This is a genomic window from Paraburkholderia sp. BGA-UO-ETr-F21, from assembly GCF_059567925.1.
Genome location: NZ_JCAQOY010000016.1, coordinates 159,812 through 185,410 on the forward strand (window position 1 = coordinate 159,812; position 25,599 = coordinate 185,410).

A 25,599-nucleotide genomic window follows, 5' to 3' on the forward strand; every position below is an offset into this window, starting at 1 on the left:
CCAACGATGCCAGCGTGGTGATTCGTCCACTTTCCGCATGCTTCGTTTGATGCGGCGTTTCTCGTTTTCAAGGAGCGCTCATGCAAGCCCTGTATTCCGTCGCACTGCCATTCCCAATTGTTCGAGTGACATAGCATGCTTTATCCGCGTGGATTGGCATCTGCTTGCCGATTTCTCGGCCGCATGAACACGCGCGAAATAATGAATTCGATTTAAATCGGACACGCGAAAGCCACCACGCCTCTGAAACGGTTTCGCGTAGGCAAAGGCAGGCGCTCGGCGATAAGAGCGCCCATAGACGAGGCCCGATAATGGGTTATAGGTGCGTGTTTGGGGAGGATACGGTATGCGCGTTCGTGTCCGTGTTCTCGCCGGTCGGCATGCGGGCCGATTCGAGCGAACGTAAGAAGACGAACCTTGACGGTCTAAGCGATGTCTTGCCGGGGAATCGCCGTACGATCAGGAGCGGCGCTGTCTTTGACATCGACCAGCGTATCCAAACGCTGATAGAGAAGTCGAACAGCTTTGTCAACAGCGTGAGAAAGACAAACTGTTTTTATTCGGACACCGACGCATCGGGCCCATTTCGCGACGGCGGCGGGCGCTACACTGCGAGCTTCCATGGAGATCGGCCGCCGTCTGAGAAAGGCACCCGGTCGCTGACGTTATACAACTGGCATTACTTTTCTTCACTCAACGCACATAACCGCTACGCGCCCCGGCAAGCCGATCAAAAACTCGAATTTCAACGCAAACGGCCTGCTCTCGCTCCACGTGCGAGACGCGAGGCCCGCGAAGACAGTTTCGCCAATGCGTCGCCGGTGCCGGCTGTTGCGAAGTTCTCCCTGTACTTGCGCGCCTACGGGTCGCGGCAAGCCATGCTCGATGAAAACTGGACGCCGCCGTCAATCGCGTGCGAAGGCCGACACAAGGCCGACACAAGGTCGCACCCGCGCGCGTGCGGCTTGGCGACGCAGACGGTGCGGATGCGGTTCGGCTGGAGTGAGAATGCCGAACTTCTATTTGATGAGGACGATCATGAGTCAACCTAACCGTTTCTTCGCGACGAGGCAGCTCGTCACCCGGCTGTGCAAAGGCGCGCTTCTCACCACCGCCGGTGTGAGTCTTTGCCAAACGGCGTGGGCGACTGAAGGCGGTATAGGCCGGCCCATTACCGGCATGCAGGTGACGCCGTACGGCGGTGTCGTGCCGCCCACCAACGACTGGATCGTGTCCGCCGCCACGATATATTACGAAGGGTCGCTAGGCGCGAGCAAATCGATTCCGATCGCCGGGCAGGTCACGGCCGGCGTCAACGCGACGGCCGAGTACACCATCCTCGCTGCGGTCAAGACGTGGGGTATCACCGTGGGCGGCTGGAACTTCGCGTCCTCGTTCGGCGTGCCGGTCCAGTACACCGACATCTCGTCGTTCCATGGCCGCTTGCCGAACGACCACGGCACGCAATTCGCCGATTTCTTCTTCACGCCGGTCATCGCCGGTTATCACTTAACGAAGACAGACCATGTCGCGCTGAGCGTGCAGATCTATGCGCCGACTGGCGCATACAACCCCAACCGGCTGGCCAATGCCGGGCAGAACACGTGGACCTTCACGCCGACGATCGCCTATACGAAGCTGCTTCCGAAAGAGAATATCGAATTGTCGTTGAACTATGGTCTCGAGTTCTACACACCCAATAACGACACCCACTATCACAACGCGCCGGTCAGCGTGCTCGATCTACTTGCGCTCAAGCGCTTCAGCAATGGCTGGGGCGTCGGCGTGGTGGGCGGCTACATTCAGCAGATCGGCAATGACAGCGGCGGTATCGCAGACCTCGTCGGCGGCAGTCAGGGTCATTCCGTCGGCCTCGGGCCGATGGTCACGTGGTCGGGCAAGATCCAGAAAACCCCTGTGTCGGCGGCCCTGCGTTGGGTCAATGAGTTCAACACGAGCAACCGGCCGAAGGGCAATGCGGTGCAACTGTCGGTCAATGCGACTTTTCAGTAGCGCGCGCGGTGAGTCGAGCGTGAGACGTGAGTTGCCGGAAGCGTTGCGCCCGTCGCTTGCTTGAATGGCAAGGAAAGACTGTGTGGTCGCTTGGGGGCCGCGATGCGTCCGCTTCCGCCGTAACATCTATCGGCAAGAGCGCGGCTATGACGGCAGGCGGCCGCGCGGCAGCGCACCGCCGAAGGTCGGGCCGCCGGCTCAGGCAGACGCAAACTGGACTCGAGCGTCTCGATCAGCGCTCCATCTTGCGCTGGCATATCGCGTACACGCTCGAGCACAAATCTGGATAGACGCGGCCCAACTCGAAACAGCCGTCCAGATACTCTCGAGAGATAATGCCGGCCTGCAATGCCGCATCGATCTGGAAGTTGGCGAGACCCTTGAAAAACACGCCGCCTTCAGTAACCGGGCGCAGGTTCGCCGCACGCAGATCGGCCCGCAGCGTATCGATCGAATAGGTTACCCGGTGTCCATGTGCGGCTTCCGCCGGCGTCACGGCGGCGTGATGGTCGATCCGCCCCATGTTGACCGCGATCTGCCGGGAGCCGGCGCGCGCGTTCGGCGCGGCCACGAACAGCCGGCCACCCTCGGATAACCAGCCACCAATCCGCCTCAGCACTTCAACCGGATGATCGAGGTGTTCGAGCGTATGGATGAGGAAAATATTGTCATAGCGTCGCGACGGTTCGAAAGTTTCGAACGTCGAGTGATGGAAGCTGGCGGCGCCTTGGGTCTTATCCGACGCAACGGCGATACAGTCCGCCGATGCTTCGACCACTTCCACTGAATCGAAGCGCTTCGTCAGAAGGCGCGTGAAGTTGCCTTCGAAGCATCCCAGTTCAAGCGCGTTATCGCCGGCGAGGAACGGCTCGAAGGTCCGAAGCATGTACTCATGCATCAGGTAGTCGAAGTCGTAAGCGTAGCGATGTTCCGGATGATCTTTCGCTTCCGCGTTGTAGTCTCTGCTCATGTCGTCAATCCTGTCCGCGTTGATAGAACCGCTGCTCCACCGGCACGTAAAACTCATCGAGCGACTCCGGCACCCGGGCGTTGAAGCCGAGCACCTGGCGCATCCATGCATTGCAGCGGTCGAGGTTGCGGTAGCCGAACAGCCGCGCGTAATCGAGCTGTGGCTTGAAGAATGGGCTGGTGAAAGTCAGTGTCAGCGCACGCCGCGGCGCGTCGGTGGTATTGCGTCCGGTGGCATGCCACATGCGCGAATCGAACAGCAGAACCGAGCCGCGCTCGCCGGTCGCACGCGCGGCCTGAGCGTAGAAATGCTCGTCGGTAGGCTGCTGCTGGATGTTTTGCGAGTGCGAGAGAACATGCGTTGCGCCGTTCTCGAGCGTGAAATCGTCGAGCATCACCAACGCGTTCACCATGAAGCGCCGCGTGTCCGAGCCGAAGCGAATGTCGCGATGCACGTTCTGCACGTACGAGCGCGAGTCGCGTTCGTTGATCACGCCACCGTACGAATTCAGGATGAAGTTGCCTTCAAAGTAACCTTTGAAGACCGGCTCCAGCGCCGAGAGCTCCGCGAGCAATTCGACGTAGCACGGGTCATCCATCAGCAGATGATGCAAGGTGCCGGCGCTGTTTTCCAGCACGCCGTTGCGTCGTCGGATTGCGTCGCGCAGCGCGAGCGAAGGACCCAGCGCCTGGACCAGCGAATCGAGTAGTTCGCTGCGTATCAGGCGAGGAAGCACGGTCCAGCCTGCCGTTGCAAGTGCGGTGTGGTGATGAGCGTCAATCGTGTTCATGGGTGGAGCAAAGCAACGGCAAAAGGGGAGGGCTCAGCGCCGATCGTCAGCCAGGACGGCCATCGGAATGACGTCGAGATAGCGGCCGCCTTTGAAGGCGGCCTGGCGCAGCAGACCTTCGGCACGAAAACCCACTTTCTCGTAAAGCGCGATGGCGCGCGCATTGGATGCGAGCACGGTCAACGAAATGCGGTTGAGATTGAGGTCGCCGAACGCGTGGTCGAGCGTCTGACGCGTCGCGGCCTCGCCGATACCCCGGCCGCGTGCCGTTTCCGCGCCGATCTGAATCGAGAACTCCGCGCTGCGGTTCACCCAGTCGATGCCCAGCAGGTATGTCACGCCCACCACGGCCTGGGTCGAGGCGAGACATACGGCGAGACGCACGTTGCCCGCGCGGGAACCGAGGTAACTATCGAACCATTTGTTGTCGATCTCGGCGCCCACATAGCGGAAGGCGCCGCCCAGCAGGCTGACCAATGCCTTGTCGGCGCGCCATGCATTGATCGTCGGCAGATCGCCGCGCTCGATTTCGCGCAGGAATATCGTGTTGTCGCTCATGCGAGCCGGTCCAGTAAGTGTTGCACGATCGGCTCGAGGTCGTCGCGTGTTAGGCGCTGATCACACGGCACGCAAAGCGTCGAACCCGGGAGATCGCGTTCGAAGTCCGGCGCGCCTTTGGCGTCCGCCACGTCCGGCCAGTAGGTGGGTGTATAGATGCGCTGCGCACGAAGCGCTTCGCGCGCGCCGGTGGGCGCGTCGAACAACGGATAGCAGAGCGGCACCGTCTGTTCGTCGTAGCGAAACGTGAAGCGGTTGTAGCGCTGCAGCTTCTCGTGCAGGAAGGCGAAATTTTCGACTCGCCGTGCTCTCACACCGTCGTAGTCGATGCTGGCGAGTAACCGCTCGGTCAATGTCGACATCCGCAACGGCTCTTGTTGCTTCAGACTTTCTTCGGCCGCCGCGTAGTCGGCGTAGCCTGCTTCCGCATCTTTCGCGAGCCGGGTCAGCAGATGCCGAGAGCGCAGCAATGAGCCTTCGTCAAACGCTGCCGGCGTGTCGACCGGCTGCTGCGTGACGATATAGCCGCCGTCCGGCACGCCGAGAAATTTTCGCGGCGAATACAGTGTGGCGAGACAATCGGCGGGCCGCGCGAACAACGCCTGCGCATTGTCGATCAGCACGCGTTCGCGCGGAAACCGGCTGAGCACGTCGTCGACCTGGCGAGCGCACAGTCCGAAGTAGTTGACGTAGACGAGCCACTCGCCGTGCGCGAGGTCGGCAGACTGCACGCGCAAGTCGGCATCGAGCCGATAGCGTTTGACCGGCGTGCCGGTCATGCGCAGCGGTTCGATCATCGCATCGCAGACGTACCAGGGCATCCAGACGGCAGTCGGTCGCCCCGCGCGAAGCAGCGCAAGAAACGCGGCGCGCGATGACTGAAAGCGCAGTGCGTTGCCGTGAAGCGGCGCGTCGACTCGCGGCAGTTCGAGTTCGAAATAGCCGCCGATTGCACGCGATTCGCGAGCCGTCATGCGTTCACCTCGACGCACAGCATATCTCTCACGCTGTTTTTGCTATTGAACATCAGGACGTCGAGAATGGATAAGGCCGGGTGAAACGCGTCATCGAACTGTGCGTACGGGCTCAGGTTCGGCTCGATGAAGGCAAGCTCCACGCCGCGTGCCGAAAATGCGTTGCTATCGTAAAGCGCTCGACCGCCCGGCAGGTTCACATAGGTAGCCGCCTGCTCTCGCGCGCAGATGTCCAGGACCCGCTCAGTACCTTTGAGTTGCGCATTGCCGTATTTCGTCGACGACGGGACGAACTCGGTATCGATCTCGAGGTATTTGCAGATTTCCATCACGGTGTGCGAGGCGAGCAGCGAAACCGGCGCGAGCGGCTCCGCCAGAATCCGTCCGATCAGCGCGCTCACCTGCGGGTAGTGAGGCGCTTTGGCATAAGCATGCCGAATCGATTCGAGCAGCTTGCGTAGCCAGCGCTCGCGCGGCTCGACGAGCACCTCGTTGATCTTCAGCATAGGACTCGCGCCGCTGAGCGGCACGGTGAGATAACGCACCTGGTCGCCCTGCAGCATCCGGTTGCGGTTGATCCAGCCGTTCTTGATGAAGTTCACGTCGTCGTAAAAGACGAACTTGTCGACAGCCGCTGCCAGCTGAAAATACCCGATATACGGCAGCAGGTAGGGCTGCATGATCGCGAGCTTCATGGCGTTCAGGTATCCGCGATGATCCCGATGATGCGATCGAGCATGTCGTCGGTCAGCGCCGGGAAAATCGGCAGACACAGTACCTGTTGTGCAGCGGCATGCGCGACCGGCAGATTGTCCTGACGCGCCGAAGGCAGGCCGCGATAAATCGGAAAGTCCGAGATCAGCGGATAGAAATAGCGGCGCGCGTAGATGTTCTGGTCGCGGAACTTCTGATACAGCGCATCCCGGCTGATCGGATACTCCGGGCCGACGAGAATCGGAAAGTACGAATGGTTCGCGACTTTCTGGCCTTCTTTGGGCAGGCAGCGGATACCGAGCACGTCGCGCAGGCGTTCGCGATAGATTGCGTCGATCCGCGCGCGCCGCGCCAGCGCTTCGTCGATGTGCTGCAATTGCAGCAACCCGAACGCGGCGTTGATTTCGCTCATCTTGCCGTTGATGCCGGACGCAACTACGGTCACCTCATCGACGAATCCAAAGTTCTTCAGATGGTCGATGCGCTGTTTGGTCTTGGCGTCCTGGCAAATGATCGCGCCACCTTCGAAGGTGTTGAAGACCTTCGTCGCGTGGAAGCTCAGCACGGCGAGGTCGCCGTGTTCGAGCACACTGCCGGTTTCGGTCTGCACGCCGAAAGCATGGGCCGCGTCGTAAATCACCTTCAGATTGTAGTTGTCGGCGATCTTCTGGATCGCCTCGACGTCGCACGGCTTGCCGTAGCAATGCACCGGCATGATCGCGGTGGTCTGCGGCGTGATCGCGGCCTCGATCTTGGCGGGATCGAGATTGAGCGTATGCGGATCGACGTCGGCGAATACCGGTTTGATGCCGTTCCAGACCAGCGAGTGAGCGGTTGCCACGAACGAATAGGGCGTCGTGATCACCTCGCCGGTCACGCGCAGCGCCTGCAGCGCGGTGAGCAGCGCCAGCGTGCCGTTGGTGAACAGCGCAAGATGACGCACGCCGAGGTACTTGCACAGCGCCTCTTCGAACTGTTGATGAAACGGGCCGGCATTGGTGAGGATCTTGCTGTCCCAGATCTGTTGAAGATAAGGGATGAATTCTTCGAGCGGCGCAAGGTGCGGCTGGGTAACGTAAATGCGCTCGTCGATCTGCGGCTCGATGGCCCCAAGCGGTAAGGCTGCGTTCACTTGTTGTCCCCTGTCTTGGACGGCGCGGCGGCGTCGTCGGTGGCGGCGGTGGCTTCTTCTGCCGTTACTTCGAACGCGACGGGCGCTTGGTCGTCGCACCAGCGTTGCCACATGATTCGCAATGCGCGCGACAAGCCCGCGGCGACGACTTCAGGCCGGAATGCCGCCGAGGCCATGCAGCGCTCGCGCAAACCGGTGCGCAGTGCGGCGAGCGCCTCGATATCCGACGACAGCGCGACGCCCTTGGCGACGAAGTCCGCCTTATCGGTGGCGAGATACTGTTGCAGGCCGACGTGCGACATCCAGGTGGCGCCGGCGCGGCTCGGCAACGTGTCGCCTGCAATCGTCAAGGTCGGCACGCCCATCCACAGGGAATTCAGCACGGTGGTCGAACCCGTGTACGGGAACGTGTCGAGACAGATATCGACGTGAAAATGCTGCTGCAGATAGACCGGAATGCTCGAGCGGCGGCGGAACATCAGACGCTCGCGCGAGATGCCTGCTTTGTCGAACCAGTCGAGGAGCAATTGTTCGTCCTCGTCGGTTGCAATCGCGCCCAGCAACATTCGCGACGACGGTTGCGCGTTCAGCAATTCCGCCCAGAGGGCGATCACGTCGGGGCGCAGTTTGTTGAGGCGGTTGAAGCTGCCGAACGTCACGTAGCCGTTGTGCATGGCCGGCAGGATGTTGACCGGCGGGGCGCTTTTTTCTGGCAGAAAAGGCGCGTTCGCGGGCAAATGGACGATCTTCTCGGAGAACATGCGCTCCGGCTCGCCGAACGGCACACCGAACCGGTCCACGAGGTAATAGTCCATCGCGCTCAGGCCGGTCGTGGCAGGGTAGCCGAGCCAGCTGACCTGGATCGGCGCGGGCTTGCGCGCGAACGTGAGAAGGCGATTGCGGCCCGTGTGGCCGGACAGGTCGAACAGAATGTCGATTCTGTCGTCGCGGATCCGGTTGGCCAGGTGCGCGTCCGGCATGCCGGTGACCTGGTGCCATTCATGGGCGCACTTGCGCAGCAAATGGGTGTAGTCGTCTTCCAGGATGTGGTTGTTGTACACATGAAGCGAGACGCTGGCGTCGGTCGCGAGACGCTCCATGATCGGCAACAGATACGAGGCGACGGCGTGACGGAACAGGTCACCGGAAACGAGGCCGATCTTCAGCTTGCGATTCGGCGTGCGCTTGTTCACATGACGCGGCCACTGCGAACGCACCGGCGCTTCGTGCTGTTGGGCGAACTTGACGTGTTCGGCGAACAGCGTGTCTTGCTTGACTTCAGGATTGTGGGCGAGCGAAAACAGATAGTTGTCCGCCGCGATCGGGTCTTTCGGGTCTTTCTCCAGCGCGACGTGAAAGCTTTTCTCCGCTTCGCTCACCATGCCCAGATCGAGCTGCAACACGCCCAGTGTGTTGTACATGCCGGACGTGTCCGGCGCCAGTTCGATCGCGCGCCGGGCCGCAGCCAGACCTTCGGCCACTCGTCCCTGGTGAACCAGCGACATGCCGTAGATCCGTTGCGCTTCGGCGTAGGCCGGGTTGATCGCGATGATCGCGCGGCAGACATCTTCGGCGTCCTTGTGCAAGCCTTTCAGTCGCAGCGTATCCGCGAGGACGGCGCGACTCTCCAGCTCTTCGGGCAGGAGTTCGGCAGCCTTGCGCAGCGGGATGAGCGCGTCGTCGTAGCGGCCCAGACGATGCAACGCAATCCCGAACCAGCGCCACGCGTTGCCGTCGGCGGGGAAGCGCTGGGTGAGCGTGCGAGCCAGTTTGACGGCGTCGGCGATCTGGCCTTTGTTGTAGAGCGACGTGAATCGCGAGGTTTCCTGCTGGCTCACGCGCCGTCCGGCTGCGATCGTGGACTTGCCGGCATCTGCGGTTGCTTCCGCGCCGCCGCTATGTGGTGAAGCGGCCGCGCTGCCGGCTGTCTGCGGGTTCTGGGCTGCCACGGGCTGCGTCAGGACGATCTTGCCGGGATTCGCCATCCGCACGATCAGGCCGTCCACCGCCGGGCCCTTCAGTCCTTGCTTCTGCGCCATTTCCAGCGCGAGCCACGCGGCGGCTGTTTCACCCGCGTCGATCAACGCGCTGATATAAGCCGTCCAATACTGGCCGTTTTGCGGTTGCTGACCTAGCGCCAGTTCGAAGCGGGGCAATGCGTCTTTGGGACGGTCAGTTTGAACGAGCAGCACGCCAAGGTCGTAAAGCGCGTCCGAGTGCTGCGGTTTGGCGTCGAGGATCGCCAGATAGAGCGCTTCGGCATCGTCGAATTCGCCCTTGTGGTGGTGCTCCAGCGCCGTTTGCAAAACGAGTGCGATGTCGTGCTCGAGCTGTTGTTCGGGCGTCAAGGGGTCAGCTGTCGGCTGCTCGTACAGGAGAGTCATGGTCTCAGCGCAGAATGGTCTATGACGGAAATTGTGCGACGGAGAGGGCGTTTCCGATGCTCGGAGATGACGGTAAAAAGGCCGCCTGTTTAGCGTATGGAGAGGGGGGGCGGAAAGCCGGAAGACCAGCGGAAAACAAGAAAAAAGCCCGCACGAGGCGGGCTGAGGGAACGAGCGCGCCTCACTTCGGCGCGTAGTTCTAATTATTCGGTCGGCCGGTCGAACCGGCTCTTACGGAGCGGATGCCGCTTTGGGGCATGCCGCTTCGGGTGATTTTTAAAGGCGGGCCATGCGCTGATATTCGCCGGCGGCCTTGGTGCGCCCGATCGCCGCTTCAAACTCGATATGCAGTTCGTTCTGGGTGACTGCCGCGTCGGCGACCAGTGCAGCGTCGATCGCCTGGATCTGGCGGATCATTTCCAGCGCGGCCGGCTCCTGTTCCGCGATGAGCGACATCAGCAGCGGCGAGCGTGCTTCGGTCAGGCGGGCGGCTTCCGGCCAGTCGGCAAGCGACGCCGCCTGCTCGATTTCGCGCGTGATCGACAGCACGCGTTCGACCAGTTCCGTCTGATTCATGGTGTGCGCGTTCATTGCTTAGCCCTTGTTCGTGGCCAGCGCGCCCGCGCTGTTGGTGCCGCCGAACAGCGCGGTCAGGTACTGCGAATTGTTGTTCATGGTCGCCATCAACGTATTCAGGGCGGTGAACTGCGCCTGATACTGGTTCGTCAACTGTGTCGTGTAGTCGGCGAGGGCGGTTTGCTGCGTGGTGATGCTCTTCAGATCGGCATTGAGCGCGGTATTACGCGAGTCGATGATGCCGCCGGTCTGCGTGAACGTGGTGATGCTGGAGTTCAACTGCTCGGCAATGCCGTTGGTCGAGTTGAAGAGCGATGCGACCGTGGCCGGACTGCTCGTCAGCGCGGTGTTCAGCGCGGTGTTGTCGACCACCAGCGTGCCGTCCGCCGGATCGTCCTTCAGCGAGATACCGATCGCCGCCAGCGTGGTGCCGGTGCTACCCGAGCCGACCGAACCGCCGATGATGGTGGCCAGCGTGTTCTTGATCGTCTGCAGCGTGGAGTCGCCGAGCAGCGGACCTTGCGAGGACGAGCCGGAGCTGAACGAGGTGAGCGTGGACATCGTCGTGACGACGGTGTTGTAGAGGCTCACGAAATTATTGATCGCGGTGTTCTGCGAGGTCGTATCGGCCGCAATGGTCAGCGTCTGCGTGGTGCCCGCGGATGCGGACGTCAGGTTCATCGTGACGCCCGCAATGGCGCTCGTCACCGCATTGGTCGAACTGCTGGCCGCGATTCCGCCCACGGTGAATTCCGCGTCCTGGGCAAAACCGCTCTGCGTCCAGGCGCTCCCCGCGTTGGCCGAGGTGATCGTCGACTGGCCGCCGGTGGTGCTGGCGGTCGAGGTCACGCCGAGGCTCGACAGGCCGTTGTCGGTCGTGATGTTGCTGGTCGTGACGTTGATGACGTTCGCCGCCCCGGTGTTCGCCGCGCGCAGCACGAGGTGGGCGCCGTCCGTGCCGGTCACGATGGTCGCCGTGACGCCGGGGTTGCTGCTGCTCGCGTTGATCGCCGAAGCGATGCCCGAGAGCGTGTTGTTGGTGCCGTCGACGTTGATATCCATCGACTTGCCGCCCAGCGAAATGGAGAGCGTGCCGGTACCCAGTTGTGTCGTGGAGCTGAAGGCCGCCGACGACAAGGCTTGCGAGCTGGCAATCTGCGTCACGGCGACCGAGTAGCTGCCGGCCACGGCGCCGACGCCGGCGGTCGCGGTCAAGCCGGTGCCGCTCGCGGTGGCCGCGAACGTCGACAGCGTGGTGCCGTTGGCGAGATTCGTGATGCCCGACTGCAGTGCGCTCAGCGCCGAGCTTAGTGCGCCGTAGGCGGACAGCGTGGTGTTGTCGGTGGTTTGTCGTGCCGCCAGTGCCGCGGTTTGTCCTGCGGTCTTCGCGTTCACAAGCGCCGTGACGAGCGTCGACACGTCCATCGACGAATTGCCCGTCGAACCGCTGATGATCGATTGAGCAGCCGACTGCAGCGCGGCGTTGGCGCTTGCTGTAGAAGACGAGGTTGAGATCGAGGACATGCAGAGGCTCCGGGCGTCTGGAAATCTGTATTGGGTGGTGCGCGATGCTACATCACTGCGTGATGGAAATGCACAGCGGGAGGCATGCCTCCCGTCGTTTGAAACCCGGCGATGCGCCCCACTTGCGCGCGACGCATCGCCGTTACTGCGTCAGCTCTTACTGCAGGAGCTTCAGAACTTGCTGCGGGTTCGAGTTAGCTTGCGCCAACACCGAGATACCAGCTTGCTGCAGCACTTGTGCCTTGCTCAGATTCGCCGTTTCTTGTGCGAAGTTGGCGTCCGTGATTTGCGACTGTGCCGACGACAGGTCGGTCGATTCAGCTTGCTGCGACGTCGAGATTGCCGTGAAGCGGTTTTGCGCGGCGCCCAGTGCAGCTTGCAGCGTGTTCACGGTCTGCAGTGCGTTGTCGATCGAGACCATTGCTTCGTTCGCGCCGGTGACCGTGCTGATGTCGAGGCCCGAAACCGTCGGCGGGTTGTTGATCGCGTTGATCTGTGCGATCGATGCGGTCGCGACGCCGGAAGCCGTTGCGCCCATCGCCGTGGCGAGCGTGGAGTTCAGCGTCAGGTTCGTGACTGCCGTGCCCGTACCCGCGGCCGTGCCCGCGCTGAAGATAGCGGAGGCGGCGGTCGCCGACAAAGCCTGGTTGTTCTGGTCGGTGAAGGTGTAACCACCCTTGCCGTCCGACAGCACGTTGACCGACGTGATCGTCGCGCCCGTGCTGGTGTACGTGCCGGTCGCGTCCGTGCTGACGGCGATCGTGCCAACCGTTTGACCCGTTTGCACCAGGCCGCCACCGATCTTCGCTGCCGACATCGACTGGCTCAGGTCCAGGCTGATCGTCTGACCGACGTTCGCGCCGACCTGGAACGTCACGCTGCCTGCCGAGCCGTCCAGAATGTTCGTGCCGTTGTAGGTCGTTTGCGAAGCGATACGGTTCACTTCAGCGATCTGCGCCGAGACTTCCTTCTGCAGAGCTGCCTGGTCGCTCGACGACAGCGAACCGGTCGATGCTTGCACGGCCAGTTGGCGGATACGTTGCAGGCTCGAGGTCAGCGACGACAGTGCGCTCGATGCGGTTTGAATCATCGACACGCCGTCGTTCGCATTCGACACGCCCTGGTTCAGGCCGTTGATCTGCGTTTGCATACGCGTCGAGATTGCCAGACCTGCTGCGTCGTCAGCCGCGCTGTTGATGCGCTTGCCCGACGACAGGCGGGTGATGGCTTGCGAAAGGGCGCTTTGCGAGCCATTAAGGTTTTGCTGTGCAACCAGCGAGTTGATGTTGCTATTGATTCCGAGCATGGAAAATCTCCTAAATAAGCCTTGAGCCCAATACGCCACGTTGGCATCGGCGGAAGCACTCGTTCATTGCTGGCCGCCTCAGTGAAGGTTGACGGCGGCCCTAAAAAAAACTTGAGGAACTTTGTGCAATGGCGCGCCAAACGTTTTCCATGCCGGTTTATTGCAATGTCGCTGAAAGCCGCTTGCAGCCTTGGTCTGCGGACCCACTGCAGGTATTGAAAAGTCGGCGTATTCTCTTTTCTCTCTTGTGACAAACCCTGGAAAAATCATGCAAAAGCGCAGAATCGGACGTTCGGAATTACAGGTCGCGCCGCTGATGTTCGGCGGCAATGTTTTCGGCTGGACCGCCGATGAAGCCACCTCGTTTTCGATTCTTGATGCATTTGTCGATGCCGGTCTCGACTTTATCGATACCGCCGATGTCTATTCCGCATGGGTGCCTGGCAATCAGGGCGGGGAGTCGGAAACCATCATCGGCAAGTGGTTCCGTCAGAGCGGCAAGCGCGACAAAATTGTGCTCGCCACCAAGGTCTCGAAGCATCCGCAGCGCAAGGGGTTGTCGGCGGCCAACATCCAGGCGGCGGTCGAGGATTCGCTGCGGCGCTTGCAAACCGATTACATCGATGTCTACTTTTCTCACGACGACGACTCCGAAACGCCGCTCGCCGAAACACTGGGCGCGTATCAGAAGCTGATCGAGGCGGGGAAGGTGAGGGTGATCGGCGCGTCGAACTACACTGGCGCGCGTATCGAGGAGGCGCTCGCGGTGTCCCGCCAGCACGGGTTGCCCGAATATCAGCTGCTGCAGCCGGAATACAACCTGTATGACCGCGCGGACTATGAGCGCGACATCGAACCGGTGGCGCTCGCCAATCAGCTTGGCGTGGTGGTGTACTACAGTCTTGCAAGCGGATTTCTGTCGGGCAAATACCGGTCGCGGGCGGATCTGGCCAACAAGGCGCGCGGCAGCCGGGTCGAAAAATACTTGAACGAGCGCGGTTTGCGCATTCTCGCCGCGCTGGACCGGATCGCGGAGGCGCACGGCAGCACGCCGGCCACTGTCGCGTTGGCATGGCTGATCGCGCGGCCCAGTGTTACGGCCCCTATTGCCAGCGCAACATCGGTCGACCAGCTCAAAAGTCTCGCGGCAGCCGTCCACCTGATGCTGACAGGCGCAGATATCCGCGAACTGGACGAAGCGAGCGCCTGAGGCGCAAGTGACCTGGCGCAATCGCTAAACCCCTGGTAGGATGGAGAGTTTCCTGATATCATCGGGAGTGAATTGAGATCTTTGCCTGTTTCGTCAATGCTTTTCTGTTGATGAAAGGTTGGCGAAACGGCAGCAGACGCGGCTTTTGCATGTTGTCTGTCCGCGTTCCGCGGTGAACTCCCCACCTCTCTTTTCCGGCCTCCGTGGCCGCTTTGCCTCTCGTTTCAATCGTGGTTTGGCCGGGTTCTGCCCGCGTTTGCCTGTTACTGGCCATGAATTGGAACGACCGGAGGGCCGGCGCGTGAGCGGTATGCCGCCACGCAATTTACCCCTATCAAGTGATTGAGTTAGGAATTACATGACGACGATTCTTCTGAAAGAAAACGAGCCGTTCGAAGTGGCGATTCGCCGCTTTCGTCGCGCAATCGAAAAGAATGGCCTGATCGCTGAACTGCGTGAGCGCCAATCGTACGAAAAGCCGACCACGGCACGTAAGCGCAAGAAGGCTGCTGCTGTGAAGCGCCTGCACAAGCGCCTGCGCAGCCAGATGCTGCCGAAGAAGCTGCACTAAGCACGCTTTTTCCGCGCGGCCGAACGGCGGTGTGAGCTTCGAAAGAAGCCACATCGCCGTTTTGCTTTTTGGGGCCTCTTTCGGGCATTTTTGTGGTCTCTTCTTGGGCCTTTGATGCCCGTTCGTTGCTGGGGCACTCAGTCACGGGCGGGGCAACGCGGTTGCGGGGCACGGTCGTGAATGGCTAACGGTGTGCGCCGGGCGCGCCACCGCAGAAGCGCCTGCCCTGCCTTACCCCGCTTTGCGATTCCGTCCTTTCTTGCCGAGTGCCGCGCATCGCGCCCGGCACATGCAACTCGCCTCGTGGTCGTTGACCATGCCGACCGCCTGCATGAATGCGTAGCAGATCGTCGAGCCGACGAACTTGCAGCCATAGCGCTTCAGCCCCTTGCTCAGCGCGTCGGAAATGTCGGTCGACGCGGGAGCCTGTTTGTACGAAGCCCAATCGTTCTGGATCGGCGTCTGATCGACGAAGGACCAAACGAAATTGGCGAGCGAGCCGTGCTCGGCCTGTATCTGTTGGACCGCCCGAGCGTTGTTAATGGCCGCTTCGATCTTGCCGCGATGACGCACGATGCTTTCGTCTTTCACCAGGGCATCGACATGCTTCGGCGTAAAGCGCGCAACCTTGTCGATGTCGAAGTCGGCAAAAGCGCGGCGGTAGCCGGCCCGCTTGTTGAGAATCGTCGACCACGACAACCCTGCCTGAGCGCCCTCCAGCACCAGCATCTCGAACAGATGCTGGTCATCGCGCGAGGGCACGCCCCATTCGGTGTCGTGATAGTGCGCGAGCGCCTCGCTCGATACCCAGTTGCATCGCTGTGTCACTGTCGCGCTCCTGTATTGTGATGTCGCTCGCCAGCATAGCTGAAGCCGTGCGCACTGCAAGTCGGCCGTTCGGCCGATTGCGGGATTGAAACTGACCTGCCACGCTACGCGTTATTCACCCACTGAACTCACTCGACTTCATGAGCAAAGACTTCTTTCTGATCGGCATCGACGGCGGCGGCAGCGGCACGCGCGTCGTGCTCGGCGACGCACAAGGCCGCGAGCTGGCGCAGGCGGCAAGCGGGCCGTCTGGCTTGGGGCTCGGCGTCGAACGTGCTTGGCAGGCCATTGCGGCCGGCTGCGGCGAAGCATTTGCAAGCGTCGGCATGGCGCTGGACTGGTCGCGCTGCGTGCTCGGCTGCGGACTGGCGGGCGTCAATAATCGCGACTGGCTGAGCGCGTTTCGCGCTCAGGCTCCCGCGGTCGCCGGACTCGCCGTGGAAAGCGACGCCTATACCACCCTGCTGGGCGCGCACGCCGGCACGCCTGGTGTGATCGTTGCGCTTGGCACCGGCAGCGTGGCGGCCGTGCTGGATAGCAATGGCGAATGCCGTTCGGTCAGCGGCTACGGCTTTCCCTCGGGCGACGAAGCAAGCGGCGCATGGCTCGGGCTGCGGGGCATCGTGCATGCACAACATGCGCTCGACGGTCGCGGCCCCAACGACGATTTCGCGCAGGCGCTGATCAGCCACACCGGCGCGCATGACCGCGACAGTCTCGTCGTGTGGCTTTGCGAAGCCAATCAGACAGCTTATGCGAGGCTCGCGCGGATCGTCGTCGCCAATCGCACGCATCCGTTCGCGGCGCGGTTGCTCGGCGAGGCCGGCGCGGAAGTGGGCAAGATGATCGCCGCGCTGGATCCCTCGGCGAGCCTGCCGGTCGCGTTGTGCGGCGGCCTCGGCGCGCCGTTGCGTGAGTACGTGCCGCAGATCCATCAGGCGCGTTTGCGCGAGCCGCTGGCCGATTCGGCGCACGGCGGATTGCAACTGGCGCAGCGCGAAGCAGGCCGCGTCGGCGGCTAAAAACGGCAGCTAGAAACAGCCGCTCGCGGCGCGCTCGCGGGCGAGACCCGTCGGGCACGGCCGGCGCGTTTCCGGTAAGCGTGGCTGGCAACGGTAAAATACGCACTTCGACGCTGCCCGACCGCTCACACCATGTACAAAGTTATCGCCACGGATCTCGACGGCACGCTGCTCAACGCCGATCACCAGGTGGACCCGTTCACGGTCGCCACCGTGCGTAAGCTCGAGAGCGACGGCCTGCGGTTCGTGATTGCAACGGGCCGTCATTATTGCGACGTCGCCGGCATCCGCGACGTGCTCGGCATCAACCCGTATCTGATCACGTCGAATGGCGCGCGCGTCCACGCGCCGGACAACACGGTCATCCATGCCGGCGACCTGCCTCCCGCTATCGTGCAACGATTGGTGCAGCCGGAAATCGCCGGTGCTCATGGCCGCGTGATCGTCAATCTGTTCGCCGATCAGGCCTGGCTGATCGACCGCGACGCACCGCATCTGCTGAAGTTTCATCAGGACTCGGGCTTCACCTATGAGGTGACCGATCTGCCGAAACACGACGGCGCCGACATCGCGAAGGCCCTCTACATTGGCGAGCCCGCCGATCTTGCACAGGTCGCGGCGAACCTCGCTCGTGAATTCGGCGACGCCCTTTACGTGACCTACTCGCTGCCGGACTGCCTGGAAGTGATGACGGCGAACGTGTCGAAGGGACGCGCGTTGCAGATCGTGCTCGAACGCGTGGGCGTGGATGCCTCGCACTGCGTGGCGTTTGGCGACAACATGAACGATATCGATCTGCTGGAAACGGCCGGCCATCCGTTCATGATGAGCAACGCCAATCCCGATCTCATGACGCGCCTGCCGAACGTGCCGCGCATCGGCAACAACTTCGAAGCCGGCGTCGCGCATCATCTGCGCAAGCTCTTCTCGCTCGACGACGAATTGATGTCCTGATCTGAAATGGAAACGGCCCGCATCCGTCTTGATGGATGCGGGCCGTTTCTTCGCGCGAGCTTTTGTGCGCTTGCGGCGGCGATTAGCGGCGCGGCGGGCAACGGGAAAGCGCTGCGTGCTTCCCGTTGATCAGCGGCGGCCAACTACTTTGTTAGCTGCCGCTTGCGGACTCAAGGCGATCAGCCGTGCCATCCGCCGCGACGGTCACCATGGTCGCCGCGGTCGTCGTGGCCCCAGCCACGACCATTGTGGTTCCAGTTGCGATCATATCGATGGTCGCCCCGATAGTAGTCGCCGCGGTCGTAACGGTGGTCCCAGCCGCCGTTGCCGTAATACACAGGCTGCGGTGCGGCATAGACGGGAGCCGGGCTGGCATAAACCGGTGCGCCGAGCGACAGGCCGATGTTCAGATCCGTATGCGCTTGCGCGACACCGCATGCGCCCGCTGCGAGTCCTGCGGCAACCAGCAAGTGAGTGACGATGCGTTTCATGTTTGTTCTCCTGTGAGGCGACGTATGTTTGTCGCACAGGACCAATCTACCCATTCCGGCCGGTGGGAACTGCGACGAGATGTTACGGACTGCAAGCATCGTCGCGGGGATTGAAACGTGCGCACGGCGGGATTCGGGTGCGGGACGTGTCACGCGTTGCCTGGTCAAAGCCCCGCCATATAAGGGCGTGCGCTCCGTTGTGCCGATTCAGCGAACGGTCGGCGCCACGTTCGGCCCAAATCAAGCGGCCGCAGTGGTAATCGCGGCTTACATCTGTATTACCCGATTAATCTGCCGCACTCGCGGAAGGCGCCGATGCAGCCGCCGCCGACGCTCCCGGCAGCGACGCGCAAGGGCAGTCGGTCGCGCGTCCGTCCAATCCTTGCCGATCATGTTTGAAGCTTGCCCGCGCGCTGCCGTTCTGCCAATTGAGGCGAACAATGTAAATGCTGTCGAAGTCGTCGCTCTTCCAGTTCGGGACATCAGCGGCGCTACCGCCGTGCGCGCTCAGCATCTGGCGCAATAGCTTCACGATCAGTTTGTGTTCCCACGCCACGACGATCAGCTTGTTTCGATTGGCCGGATTGACCAGTGCGGTGCCGAGCTGGTCGATCTGCGCGAAACCATATGGCGTTTGCACAGGCATCTGGAACTGGATGGCGGTCGGCTCGATCGTCGCCAGTGGCCGGATGTAGTAGTAGGGCTTGCCGCTGTCGTCTTTTTGCTGCCCGGGATCGGGGGCGTAGATTGCGTCCGGCTTGCCGAACTTGGCAGCGATCACCGCCGGCAGCGCCAGCGCCCGGTTGAGTCCTTGGCAGTTGAGCTGGCCGTAGCCTTGAGCTGGTTTCTCACCGTGCCGTACGAACACGAGCGTTTCAACGTCGCTGTCGGCCGCATGCGCGACGGGCAGCGCCGACAGACCCGCGCACAGGCCGCCGACGGAGAGTGCGACGCCATGCAGAAATCCGCGGAAACGCTTCATAGGTAACACCTGTGCGAGCTTGGAAGGTCGCACGATTCTAGCAGCGGCGCTCGCGTGCGCCATTGGCGCGCTGTCACGGTGCCCGCGATAGCCAAACAGAACGGGCGCCGCAGCGCCCGCTTTGAATGCCTGAATTACCGCGCGTTGTCAGTCGAGCGCGAGCTTTTGAGAATTGCCGCCGCGGCTTTCGGCGAGGGCCGGATACAACACGCCGGCGACCACCGCGCCGAGAACCGGCGCAAGCCAGAACAGCCACAACTGATCCACCGCCGCACCGCCGACGAACAGCGCCGGGCCGGTGGAGCGCGCCGGGTTGACCGACGTATTGGTCACCGGGATCGAGATCAGGTGAATCAGCGTGAGGCACAGACCGATGGCGATCGGCGCGAAGCCGGCAGGCGCACGCTTGTCGGTCGCGCCTAGAATGACGAAGAGGAAGAAGCCGGTCATCACCACTTCGCAAATGAATGCCGCGGCGAGCGAGTAGTGACCCGGCGAGCGCTCGCCGTAACCATTGCTGGCAAAACCGCTGGCAACGAGGTCGAAGCCAGGCTTGCCCGATGCGATCAACGACAGCACCAGCGCACCCAACACCGCGCCGATCACCTGCGCGACGATGTACGGCAGCAGATCGCGAGCCGGAAAGCGGCCGGCGACGGTCAGGCCGACGCTCACCGCGGGATTCAGGTGACAGCCGGAAATGTGGCCGATCGCGTAAGCCATTGTCAGTACGGTCAGGCCGAAGGCGAGCGACACGCCCACGAACCCGATGCCCAGCCCGTGAACCGGGCCGGCGAAATTGGCGGCGAGGACAGCGCTGCCACAGCCCCCCAGCACGAGCCAGAAGGTGCCGAACAATTCGGCAGCGAGGCGTTTTGACAACTGCATGATTGGTAATCCTAAAAAATGACGTTTCCGCTAGCACGCACGGCTAAGCCCGGATGCCATGCCTTGAGCGCGCAATTCTAGGGAAAGGTTGCCAATTCGGGTGTCAAGAATTGTCAATGTGGCATCGTGCTTACCTATTATTGCGAGATAAAGAGGGGGTTTAACAATTCATCCGTGTTAATAATTATCAGAGGATATCTCGCTAAATCGGTATTCTTGTCCATTGCGAATTTTTATAATTGCAGTTAGTCTGCGAGCCAATGAGTTCTAAAAAGGGGAGAACCGGAATGTCTCAATATGCAGACCTCAAGGCGCAGATCGCCAAATTGCAGGCACAGGCAGAAGAAGCGCGGCGTACCGAAATCGACAACGTGGTCGCCGACATCCGCCAAAAGATCGCTGAATACGGTCTCACGGCTCAAGACTTAGGCTTTGCCGTCGCCGCCAAGCGCGGTCGCCCGCCCAAGAAGGCGCCGCTGCCGGCGAAATACCAGGACCCAAAATCGGGAAATACGTGGAGCGGGCGTGGCAAACCGCCCAAGTGGATCGTCGGCAAGAATCGCGAGCGCTTTCTGATTGGTGCGGCTTGAGTCGATTGCCGCTAGAGACGAAAGCCAACTGAAGGTTATTGGCACTCCGGCTTTATTGGTTGAGCGCTAATCCGCGATGGAAGCGCATCCATACCCGTATTAAAAAAGCCGCCCTCGAGGGGCGGCTTTTTTGGACAAGAAGCGGGATAAGTGTGATTTACCGTTCGCGCAAACGATTCACACGACGAAATGACCCGCTATTCATCTGCAAATCGGAATCGGCACATGAGGCGGATTCGAACACTCGCGCGGCCGAGCGCATAAATTGCCACGGCCGCTCGAATGCCACGTTAGCCCACCGCAACTTGACGCAGTACCGGGCGGCGCGTGGCTTCGATCAGCGCCGAATAGCCATCCACATAGTTCTGCGCCATGGTCTTCGAACTGAAGCGGCGTTCAAACTGGGCGCGAATTTCGGTGCGCGACAGTTCGTCCAGGCGTTGCAGTGCCGCGACCGCTCCTTGTACGTCCTCAACGATATAACCCGTCACGCCGTGGTCGATCACTTCCGGCACGGAGCCGCGGTTGAAGGCGATCACCGGCGTGCCGCACGCCATCGATTCGATCATCACGAGGCCAAACGGCTCGGACCAGTCGATCGGGAACAGCAGCGCCTTCGCGCCGGAGAGAAACTCGGGCTTCTGCGCCTCATTGATCTCGCCGACGAATTCCACGTGCGCCTGCGACAACAGCGGCTCGATCTCCCGTTTGAAATATTCCTGGTCGGCCTTGTCCACCTTGGCGGCGATCTTCAGCGGCAAACCGCTTTGTGCAGCGATCTTGATGGCTGTATCGACGCGCTTCTCAGGGCAAATACGGCCGAGGAACGCCAGGTATTCCGGCTTCTTGTGCGTTTGCGGCGTCAACAGCTGTTCCGGCAAGCCGTGATAAATCGTGTTGAGCCAGTTCGCTTGCGGCAGCGGCGCACGCTGCGAATCGGAAATGGACACCACCGGCACGTCCGAGAACGCGTCGAATACCGGTTGCAGTTCCGGCAAGTCGAGGCGGCCGTGCAGCGTCGTCACGAACGGCGTGTCCATCGTGGTAAAAAGCGGGAACGGCATGTAGTCGAGGTGGAAATGCAGCACGTCGAATTCGTGCGCGACCTTTCGCACCTTTTCCATCATCAGGATGTGCGGAGCCAGCGCGTCGCGGATCGTCGGATCGAGGCGCAGTGCACGAGGCCAGCAGGCGTCGAGGTTCGCGGAGGTGACCGAGTCGCCGCTCGCAAACAGCGTGACGTCGTGGCCGAGGCCGACCAGTGCTTCGGTCAGATACGATACGACGCGTTCGGTACCACCGTAGAGTTTCGGCGGGACGGCTTCATACAACGGCGCAATTTGTGCGATTCGCATGCGTTTTCTCCTAATCAGATCGGCATCGCACAGCGGCGCTCGAGTAGAGCGAGGAGTGAATGCCTGACGGACGGTTGGGCGCGGTAAGCCGCCGCCCGGGGGTGTTCCGAACCTGCATCGGGTAATCCCTTAGGTTCATTATCGGGATCGACCGCGCAAATTCGAGTTATTTTTCAAACGCTTAATGTTGTTACAGCGCGAAACATGCGGCGTTACAGGTCGTCTGGATGGCAGTCCCGATAATTGAGAGCGAAAACCGGCCGTTTTATTCGAACGCAGCGCATTCCATGAGCAATCCGCGGGCCCGACCGACCGAGCGTGGCGCCTATCCTGGTCGGATTACGCGGAAGTGAAAACGTCTTATAATTCGCCCTCACCGCAGCAACGGTGCGGAGCGTGAGTTAGCTTGGCTCACCCTTTAGCCGCATTCCGCATCACCTCAGGCAGTCATTCAAAGGGCATAGCCGTCCAGACTGCCCGTCAATAGCCCTCTTTAGCCCCGTCCTTGCATGACTTTGTAGGAAAAATTCCTACATGAATGACGGATTTATCCGTCAACAAGGCTGGGTGTCTATCCGATTTTCGTCCGCTCCCCCTTTCGACACAATGCTCGCAAGACCAGAAACGAGCCGATTCGTGCGGTTTAAGCGCGCGCGTCCGAGCAAACGTTTTCGTAACGGCCTGACCAGCCAGATACACCCCGGGGGAATCATGAGCGCGACAAGCGAAATGCTCAATGAGATCAGAGAAGTCAACCTGTCTTATCTCCTGCTCGCACAGCGACTGCTGCGCGAAGACAAGCCGATGGGCATGTTTCGCATGGGGATTTCGGACCAGTTAGCCGATGTGCTCGCCAATCTGTCGTTGGCGCAGACCGTCAAGCTGGCGGCGTCCAATCAGGTGTTGTGCCGTTTCCGTTTCGACGACCATGCCGTGCTGTCCGCTCTGGCGGACAAAGGCAAATCCAGCGCCGTGGCACAGGCGCATTCCGCGATCCTGATGGCAAGCCAGCCGGTCGAGCAGCTCGGCTGATGGCACGTTGTATTCAAAGCCGAATAATCAGGACGGGGGAAACGCCAACGGATGGCCTATAAAAGTGTTGTACTTGAAGTCAGGGAGATCACCCTGGCCATTGAACTGATCGAGCTTGGCGCGCGTTTGCAATTGCTGGAAGCCGAAACCAGTCTGTCGCGCGACCGCCTCATCAAGCTGTACAAGGAATTGAAAGGGGTTTCGCCGCCCAAAGGCATGCTGCCGTTTTCGACCGACTGGTTCATGACCTGGCAGCCGAACTTTCACTCATCGCTGTTCTACAACATCTACCGTTTCATGGCCGGACACGGCGGTTGCCTGACGATCCAGTCGATCGTGAAGAGCTACCGGCTCTACCTGGAACACGTCCGGTTGCACGACGACGAGCCCGTGCTCAGTCTCACGCGCGCGTGGACGCTGGTGCGTTTCTTCGACTCCGGGATGCTGCAAATGACCGCCTGCTGCCGCTGCGGGGGACGTTTTGTAGCGCATGCGCATGATCCGCAGCACGCGTTCGTCTGCGGACTGTGCCAGCCGCCCTCGCGCGCCGGTAAGACAAAGAAATCTGCCGACGCCCGGGCCCGCGAAAGCCTCGCCGCCCTCGAAGCTTGACCCGCAAGGCGGCCGCGCAAGTGCGGTCCGCCGTCCGCGTCCCATGGGGCGGGCCTTTCAGCCCGCTCGCCCAAGGCCCGATTGAACCGGGCCGCTGACCTCGACCTCTGGTTTACACCGGATCGCCGAGCCACATTTCCACCAAAGTTTTCTGTTCCTTTGCCGTAAACCTGAATAACGACGGTCACCGTCGCTTCTTTGTGAGGGCTCGGCAGTGCTGATTTTCGTGGGAACACTCGTGACGCTTTTGTCCGTTTTCGGCGGTTACGCGCTGGAAGGCGGCCATCTCGGCGCGCTGCTGCAGCCCGTTGAAGTGCTGATGATCGTGGGCGCTGGCGTCGGCGCGTTCATTCTCGGTAACGGAATGAAGACGATCAAGGCGACGCTGCGCGTCATTCCGACCCTGTTCAAGGGCGCGAAGTACAACAAGGACGTCTATATGGAGCTGATGGCGCTCCTCTACGTCCTGCTGGCCAAGGCGCGCAAGGAAGGCACGCTGACGCTGGAAGCGGACATCGACGATCCGTCGAAGAGTCCGATCTTCACCCAATACCCGAAGATTCTTGCCGACCATCACATCATCGAATTCCTCACCGACTACCTGCGTCTGATGGTGGGCGGCAACATGAATGCGTTCGAGATCGAAAGCCTGATGGACGAGGAAATCGAGACGCACCACCAGGAAGGCGAGGCGCCCGCGCATGCGCTGAACAAGGTCGGCGACGCGATGCCGGCGTTCGGTATCGTGGCCGCGGTGATGGGCGTGGTGCACACCATGGCCTCCGCCGACAAGCCGCCAGCGGTGCTCGGCGAGATGATCGCCCAGGCGCTGGTCGGCACTTTCCTCGGGATTCTGCTTTCGTACGGGCTGATCGGGCCGCTCGCGAGCGTCGCCGAACAGCGCGTGACCGAATCGACCAAGATGTTCCAGTGCATCAAGGTGACGATTCTGGCCAGCCTGAACGGTTACGCGCCGGCGATCGCCGTCGAGTTCGGCCGCAAGGTGCTCTTCTCGACCGAACGCCCGTCGTTCGCCGAGCTGGAAGAGCACGTGCGCCGCGTCAAGGCCAAGTAAAGGCCACCGGAAACCGAACCCATGAGCAAGGACAAAGACCGCGCCATTGTCGTCAAGCGCGCCGCGCCGAAGAAAGCCGGCCACCATGGCGGCGCCTGGAAGCTCGCGTATGCGGACTTCATGACCGCGATGATGGCGTTCTTCCTGCTGATGTGGCTGCTGAGTTCGGCGTCCACGGTGCAGTTGAAGGGCATTGCCGATTACTTCAATCAGCCGCTGAAGATCACGCTGTGGGGCGGTGACCGCAGCGCGGAGGATTCGAGCATTCTGAAGGGCGGCGGCCGCGACATTTCGACCGACGCGCAGGGCGTGACGCGCTCTAGCGACGGTGCGAACAACCGTTCCGAACACACCGCAGTGCACGGTAGCGAAGACTCGATGAAGCAGTTGCAGGGCGAACTGGAGCGTCGCGAGCAGGTTCGCCTGCACGATCTGCAGGTCAAACTGATGGCCGCGATCGAAGCGAATCCGGTGCTGCGCCAGTTCAAGCAGCAGATCCGCATCGATTCGACGCTGACCGGCTTGCGTATCGAAATCGTCGACTCGCAGAAGCGGCCCATGTTCGCGACCGCGAAAGACCAGGTCGAGCCGTATATGCGCGACATCCTGCGCGAAATCGGCCACACGCTGAACGACGTGCCGAACCGCATCATCGTGCAGGGACACACCGACGCCGCGCAATACGCGGGCGGCGAGAAGGGCTATAGCAACTGGGAATTGTCCGCGGACCGCGCCAATGCGTCGCGCCGCGAACTGATCGCCGGCGGCATGGATGAAGCGAAGGTGATGCGCGTGCTCGGCCTCGCGTCGACGCAAAACCTGAACAAGGCGGACCCGATGGATCCGGAGAATCGCCGCATCAGCATCATCGTGTTGAACAGGAAGTCGGAGGATGCGCTGAATCACGACGATTCCACCACGACGACCTTGTCGGACGACGCAGCCGGCTCCAAGCCGCTGCTGCAAAAGCTTGCGCAACCGGTAACGGTTGCCCCGAAGTTGCCGGCGGTAGCGCCGGCGGCCCAGTAACAGACAGCGATCGTTCCGC

At 61.4% G+C, this 25,599-nt stretch carries 26 protein-coding genes; 11 read left to right on the top strand and 15 right to left on the bottom strand.

All coding sequences use genetic code 11. The features are described 5' to 3' along the window. Positions 1-356: 356 nt before the first annotated feature. Positions 357-1,052 (top strand): DUF1214 domain-containing protein, encoded by a 696-nt coding sequence (locus tag AC57B1_RS11685; protein WP_408181667.1) that lies wholly within the window; start codon positions 357-359, stop codon positions 1,050-1,052. Beyond that, positions 1,039-2,013 carry a SphA family protein gene (locus tag AC57B1_RS11690; RefSeq protein ID WP_408181665.1) on the top strand — a complete coding sequence of 325 codons (975 nt, stop codon included), beginning with the start codon at positions 1,039-1,041 and terminating at the stop codon, positions 2,011-2,013. The genes AC57B1_RS11685 and AC57B1_RS11690 overlap by 14 nt, the downstream gene beginning before the upstream one ends. Positions 2,014-2,245: 232 nt before the next feature. On the opposite strand, the gene AC57B1_RS11695 is transcribed toward AC57B1_RS11690, so the two are convergent. The 10 genes from AC57B1_RS11695 to AC57B1_RS11740 all read right to left on the bottom strand — a co-directional run bounded on the left by AC57B1_RS11695 (position 2,246) and on the right by AC57B1_RS11740 (position 12,941). After that, complete coding sequence (locus tag AC57B1_RS11695; protein WP_496417575.1) at positions 2,246-2,983, bottom strand: class I SAM-dependent methyltransferase; 738 nt, start codon at positions 2,981-2,983, stop codon at positions 2,246-2,248. A gap of 4 nt (positions 2,984-2,987) precedes the next feature. Further along, positions 2,988-3,773, bottom strand: coding sequence for a phytanoyl-CoA dioxygenase family protein (locus AC57B1_RS11700; RefSeq protein WP_408344083.1), 786 nt, complete (start codon positions 3,771-3,773; stop codon positions 2,988-2,990). Positions 3,774-3,806: 33 nt separating this feature from the next. Continuing rightward, positions 3,807-4,331 carry a GNAT family N-acetyltransferase gene (locus AC57B1_RS11705; protein WP_408344086.1) on the bottom strand — a complete coding sequence of 175 codons (525 nt, stop codon included), beginning with the start codon at positions 4,329-4,331 and terminating at the stop codon, positions 3,807-3,809. Then, on the bottom strand, positions 4,328-5,305 hold the full coding sequence (locus tag AC57B1_RS11710) for a hypothetical protein (RefSeq protein WP_496417576.1): 978 nt from the start codon (positions 5,303-5,305) through the stop codon (positions 4,328-4,330). Before AC57B1_RS11710 ends, AC57B1_RS11705 begins: the two co-directional genes overlap by 4 nt. Beyond that, positions 5,302-6,000, bottom strand: a complete 699-nt coding sequence (locus tag AC57B1_RS11715) for a WbqC family protein (RefSeq protein ID WP_408181653.1) — start codon at positions 5,998-6,000, stop codon at positions 5,302-5,304. Before AC57B1_RS11715 ends, AC57B1_RS11710 begins: the two co-directional genes overlap by 4 nt. A 5-nt stretch (positions 6,001-6,005) precedes the next feature. Beyond that, the gene (gene vioA, locus AC57B1_RS11720) at positions 6,006-7,151 is read right to left on the bottom strand and encodes a dTDP-4-amino-4,6-dideoxy-D-glucose aminotransferase VioA (RefSeq protein ID WP_408344095.1); all 1,146 of its coding nucleotides are present in this window, start codon (positions 7,149-7,151) and stop codon (positions 6,006-6,008) included. Further along, complete coding sequence (locus tag AC57B1_RS11725) at positions 7,148-9,535, bottom strand: O-linked N-acetylglucosamine transferase family protein (protein WP_496417577.1); 2,388 nt, start codon at positions 9,533-9,535, stop codon at positions 7,148-7,150. The genes vioA and AC57B1_RS11725 overlap by 4 nt, the downstream gene beginning before the upstream one ends. Positions 9,536-9,811: 276 nt before the next feature. Further along, positions 9,812-10,126 carry a flagellar protein FliT gene (fliT, locus tag AC57B1_RS11730; RefSeq protein WP_408344101.1) on the bottom strand — a complete coding sequence of 105 codons (315 nt, stop codon included), beginning with the start codon at positions 10,124-10,126 and terminating at the stop codon, positions 9,812-9,814. 3 nt (positions 10,127-10,129) lie between these two features. Further along, complete coding sequence (fliD, locus tag AC57B1_RS11735; protein WP_496417578.1) at positions 10,130-11,635, bottom strand: flagellar filament capping protein FliD; 1,506 nt, start codon at positions 11,633-11,635, stop codon at positions 10,130-10,132. A 157-nt stretch (positions 11,636-11,792) separates the two neighbouring features. Beyond that, on the bottom strand, positions 11,793-12,941 hold the full coding sequence (locus tag AC57B1_RS11740; RefSeq protein ID WP_408344107.1) for a flagellin: 1,149 nt from the start codon (positions 12,939-12,941) through the stop codon (positions 11,793-11,795). 268 nt (positions 12,942-13,209) lie between these two features. On the opposite strand from AC57B1_RS11740, the gene AC57B1_RS11745 reads away from it, so the two are divergent. Together AC57B1_RS11745 and rpsU are read left to right on the top strand one after the other, a co-directional pair. Beyond that, positions 13,210-14,151, top strand: coding sequence for an aldo/keto reductase (locus AC57B1_RS11745; RefSeq protein ID WP_408299811.1), 942 nt, complete (start codon positions 13,210-13,212; stop codon positions 14,149-14,151). 358 nt (positions 14,152-14,509) lie between these two features. Continuing rightward, positions 14,510-14,722, top strand: a complete 213-nt coding sequence (rpsU, locus tag AC57B1_RS11750) for a 30S ribosomal protein S21 (protein ID WP_006050883.1) — start codon at positions 14,510-14,512, stop codon at positions 14,720-14,722. Positions 14,723-14,953: 231 nt separating this feature from the next. On the opposite strand, the gene AC57B1_RS11755 is transcribed toward rpsU, so the two are convergent. Continuing rightward, the gene (locus AC57B1_RS11755) at positions 14,954-15,550 is read right to left on the bottom strand and encodes a DNA-3-methyladenine glycosylase I (protein ID WP_408299813.1); all 597 of its coding nucleotides are present in this window, start codon (positions 15,548-15,550) and stop codon (positions 14,954-14,956) included. Between the two features lie 140 nt (positions 15,551-15,690). Here AC57B1_RS11755 and AC57B1_RS11760 point away from each other — a divergent pair, with 140 nt between their 5' ends. Then, on the top strand, positions 15,691-16,572 hold the full coding sequence (locus AC57B1_RS11760; protein WP_496417579.1) for a glucosamine kinase nucleotide-binding domain-containing protein: 882 nt from the start codon (positions 15,691-15,693) through the stop codon (positions 16,570-16,572). A 132-nt stretch (positions 16,573-16,704) separates the two neighbouring features. Continuing rightward, positions 16,705-17,526 (top strand): Cof-type HAD-IIB family hydrolase, encoded by an 822-nt coding sequence (locus tag AC57B1_RS11765; protein WP_496417580.1) that lies wholly within the window; start codon positions 16,705-16,707, stop codon positions 17,524-17,526. A 179-nt stretch (positions 17,527-17,705) separates the two neighbouring features. Here the strand turns inward: AC57B1_RS11765 and AC57B1_RS11770 are convergent, their stop codons facing one another. The 3 genes from AC57B1_RS11770 to aqpZ form a co-directional block, all read right to left on the bottom strand. Next, positions 17,706-18,017, bottom strand: a complete 312-nt coding sequence (locus AC57B1_RS11770) for a PXPV repeat protein (RefSeq protein WP_408299817.1) — start codon at positions 18,015-18,017, stop codon at positions 17,706-17,708. 286 nt (positions 18,018-18,303) lie between these two features. Continuing rightward, positions 18,304-18,999: a histidine phosphatase family protein gene (locus tag AC57B1_RS11775; RefSeq protein ID WP_496417581.1), complete on the bottom strand. Its 696-nt coding sequence runs from the start codon at positions 18,997-18,999 to the stop codon at positions 18,304-18,306. Positions 19,000-19,146: 147 nt separating this feature from the next. Next, entirely contained in the window at positions 19,147-19,887 is a 741-nt protein-coding gene (gene aqpZ / locus AC57B1_RS11780; protein ID WP_091797972.1) for an aquaporin Z, read from the bottom strand. A 287-nt stretch (positions 19,888-20,174) separates the two neighbouring features. On the opposite strand from aqpZ, the gene AC57B1_RS11785 reads away from it, so the two are divergent. Next, positions 20,175-20,477: an H-NS histone family protein gene (locus AC57B1_RS11785; RefSeq protein ID WP_007179981.1), complete on the top strand. Its 303-nt coding sequence runs from the start codon at positions 20,175-20,177 to the stop codon at positions 20,475-20,477. Positions 20,478-20,767: 290 nt separating this feature from the next. Here AC57B1_RS11785 and AC57B1_RS11790 read toward each other — a convergent pair whose 3' ends face one another. After that, positions 20,768-21,832 (bottom strand): glycosyltransferase family 4 protein, encoded by a 1,065-nt coding sequence (locus tag AC57B1_RS11790; protein WP_091797975.1) that lies wholly within the window; start codon positions 21,830-21,832, stop codon positions 20,768-20,770. Positions 21,833-22,543: 711 nt separating this feature from the next. Here AC57B1_RS11790 and flhD point away from each other — a divergent pair. The 4 genes from flhD to motB all read left to right on the top strand — a co-directional run bounded on the left by flhD (position 22,544) and on the right by motB (position 25,580). Further along, positions 22,544-22,864, top strand: coding sequence for a flagellar transcriptional regulator FlhD (flhD, locus tag AC57B1_RS11795; RefSeq protein WP_006050893.1), 321 nt, complete (start codon positions 22,544-22,546; stop codon positions 22,862-22,864). Positions 22,865-22,915: 51 nt separating this feature from the next. Continuing rightward, complete coding sequence (gene flhC, locus AC57B1_RS11800) at positions 22,916-23,476, top strand: flagellar transcriptional regulator FlhC (protein ID WP_091797981.1); 561 nt, start codon at positions 22,916-22,918, stop codon at positions 23,474-23,476. 214 nt (positions 23,477-23,690) lie between these two features. Next, positions 23,691-24,551: a flagellar motor stator protein MotA gene (motA, locus tag AC57B1_RS11805; RefSeq protein WP_006050895.1), complete on the top strand. Its 861-nt coding sequence runs from the start codon at positions 23,691-23,693 to the stop codon at positions 24,549-24,551. Positions 24,552-24,572: 21 nt separating this feature from the next. Continuing rightward, complete coding sequence (motB, locus tag AC57B1_RS11810) at positions 24,573-25,580, top strand: flagellar motor protein MotB (RefSeq protein WP_496417582.1); 1,008 nt, start codon at positions 24,573-24,575, stop codon at positions 25,578-25,580. Positions 25,581-25,599: the final 19 nt, after the last annotated feature.

What these genes read in the sequence shown, in the direction of transcription:
- AC57B1_RS11690 (WP_408181665.1), top strand. Translation starts at nt 1,039, where the DNA reads ATGAGTCAACCTAACCGTTTCTTCGCGACGAGGCAGCTCGTCACCCGG.
- AC57B1_RS11695 (WP_496417575.1), bottom strand. Translation starts at nt 2,983, where the DNA reads ATGAGCAGAGACTACAACGCGGAAGCGAAAGATCATCCGGAACATCGC.
- AC57B1_RS11700 (WP_408344083.1), bottom strand. Translation starts at nt 3,773, where the DNA reads ATGAACACGATTGACGCTCATCACCACACCGCACTTGCAACGGCAGGC.
- AC57B1_RS11705 (WP_408344086.1), bottom strand. Translation starts at nt 4,331, where the DNA reads ATGAGCGACAACACGATATTCCTGCGCGAAATCGAGCGCGGCGATCTG.
- AC57B1_RS11710 (WP_496417576.1), bottom strand. Translation starts at nt 5,305, where the DNA reads ATGACGGCTCGCGAATCGCGTGCAATCGGCGGCTATTTCGAACTCGAA.
- AC57B1_RS11715 (WP_408181653.1), bottom strand. Translation starts at nt 6,000, where the DNA reads ATGAAGCTCGCGATCATGCAGCCCTACCTGCTGCCGTATATCGGGTAT.
- AC57B1_RS11725 (WP_496417577.1), bottom strand. Translation starts at nt 9,535, where the DNA reads ATGACTCTCCTGTACGAGCAGCCGACAGCTGACCCCTTGACGCCCGAA.
- fliT (WP_408344101.1), bottom strand. Translation starts at nt 10,126, where the DNA reads ATGAACGCGCACACCATGAATCAGACGGAACTGGTCGAACGCGTGCTG.
- fliD (WP_496417578.1), bottom strand. Translation starts at nt 11,635, where the DNA reads ATGTCCTCGATCTCAACCTCGTCTTCTACAGCAAGCGCCAACGCCGCG.
- AC57B1_RS11740 (WP_408344107.1), bottom strand. Translation starts at nt 12,941, where the DNA reads ATGCTCGGAATCAATAGCAACATCAACTCGCTGGTTGCACAGCAAAAC.
- AC57B1_RS11745 (WP_408299811.1), top strand. Translation starts at nt 13,210, where the DNA reads ATGCAAAAGCGCAGAATCGGACGTTCGGAATTACAGGTCGCGCCGCTG.
- rpsU (WP_006050883.1), top strand. Translation starts at nt 14,510, where the DNA reads ATGACGACGATTCTTCTGAAAGAAAACGAGCCGTTCGAAGTGGCGATT.
- AC57B1_RS11760 (WP_496417579.1), top strand. Translation starts at nt 15,691, where the DNA reads ATGAGCAAAGACTTCTTTCTGATCGGCATCGACGGCGGCGGCAGCGGC.
- AC57B1_RS11765 (WP_496417580.1), top strand. Translation starts at nt 16,705, where the DNA reads ATGTACAAAGTTATCGCCACGGATCTCGACGGCACGCTGCTCAACGCC.
- AC57B1_RS11770 (WP_408299817.1), bottom strand. Translation starts at nt 18,017, where the DNA reads ATGAAACGCATCGTCACTCACTTGCTGGTTGCCGCAGGACTCGCAGCG.
- AC57B1_RS11775 (WP_496417581.1), bottom strand. Translation starts at nt 18,999, where the DNA reads ATGAAGCGTTTCCGCGGATTTCTGCATGGCGTCGCACTCTCCGTCGGC.
- aqpZ (WP_091797972.1), bottom strand. Translation starts at nt 19,887, where the DNA reads ATGCAGTTGTCAAAACGCCTCGCTGCCGAATTGTTCGGCACCTTCTGG.
- AC57B1_RS11785 (WP_007179981.1), top strand. Translation starts at nt 20,175, where the DNA reads ATGTCTCAATATGCAGACCTCAAGGCGCAGATCGCCAAATTGCAGGCA.
- AC57B1_RS11790 (WP_091797975.1), bottom strand. Translation starts at nt 21,832, where the DNA reads ATGCGAATCGCACAAATTGCGCCGTTGTATGAAGCCGTCCCGCCGAAA.
- flhD (WP_006050893.1), top strand. Translation starts at nt 22,544, where the DNA reads ATGAGCGCGACAAGCGAAATGCTCAATGAGATCAGAGAAGTCAACCTG.
- flhC (WP_091797981.1), top strand. Translation starts at nt 22,916, where the DNA reads ATGGCCTATAAAAGTGTTGTACTTGAAGTCAGGGAGATCACCCTGGCC.
- motB (WP_496417582.1), top strand. Translation starts at nt 24,573, where the DNA reads ATGAGCAAGGACAAAGACCGCGCCATTGTCGTCAAGCGCGCCGCGCCG.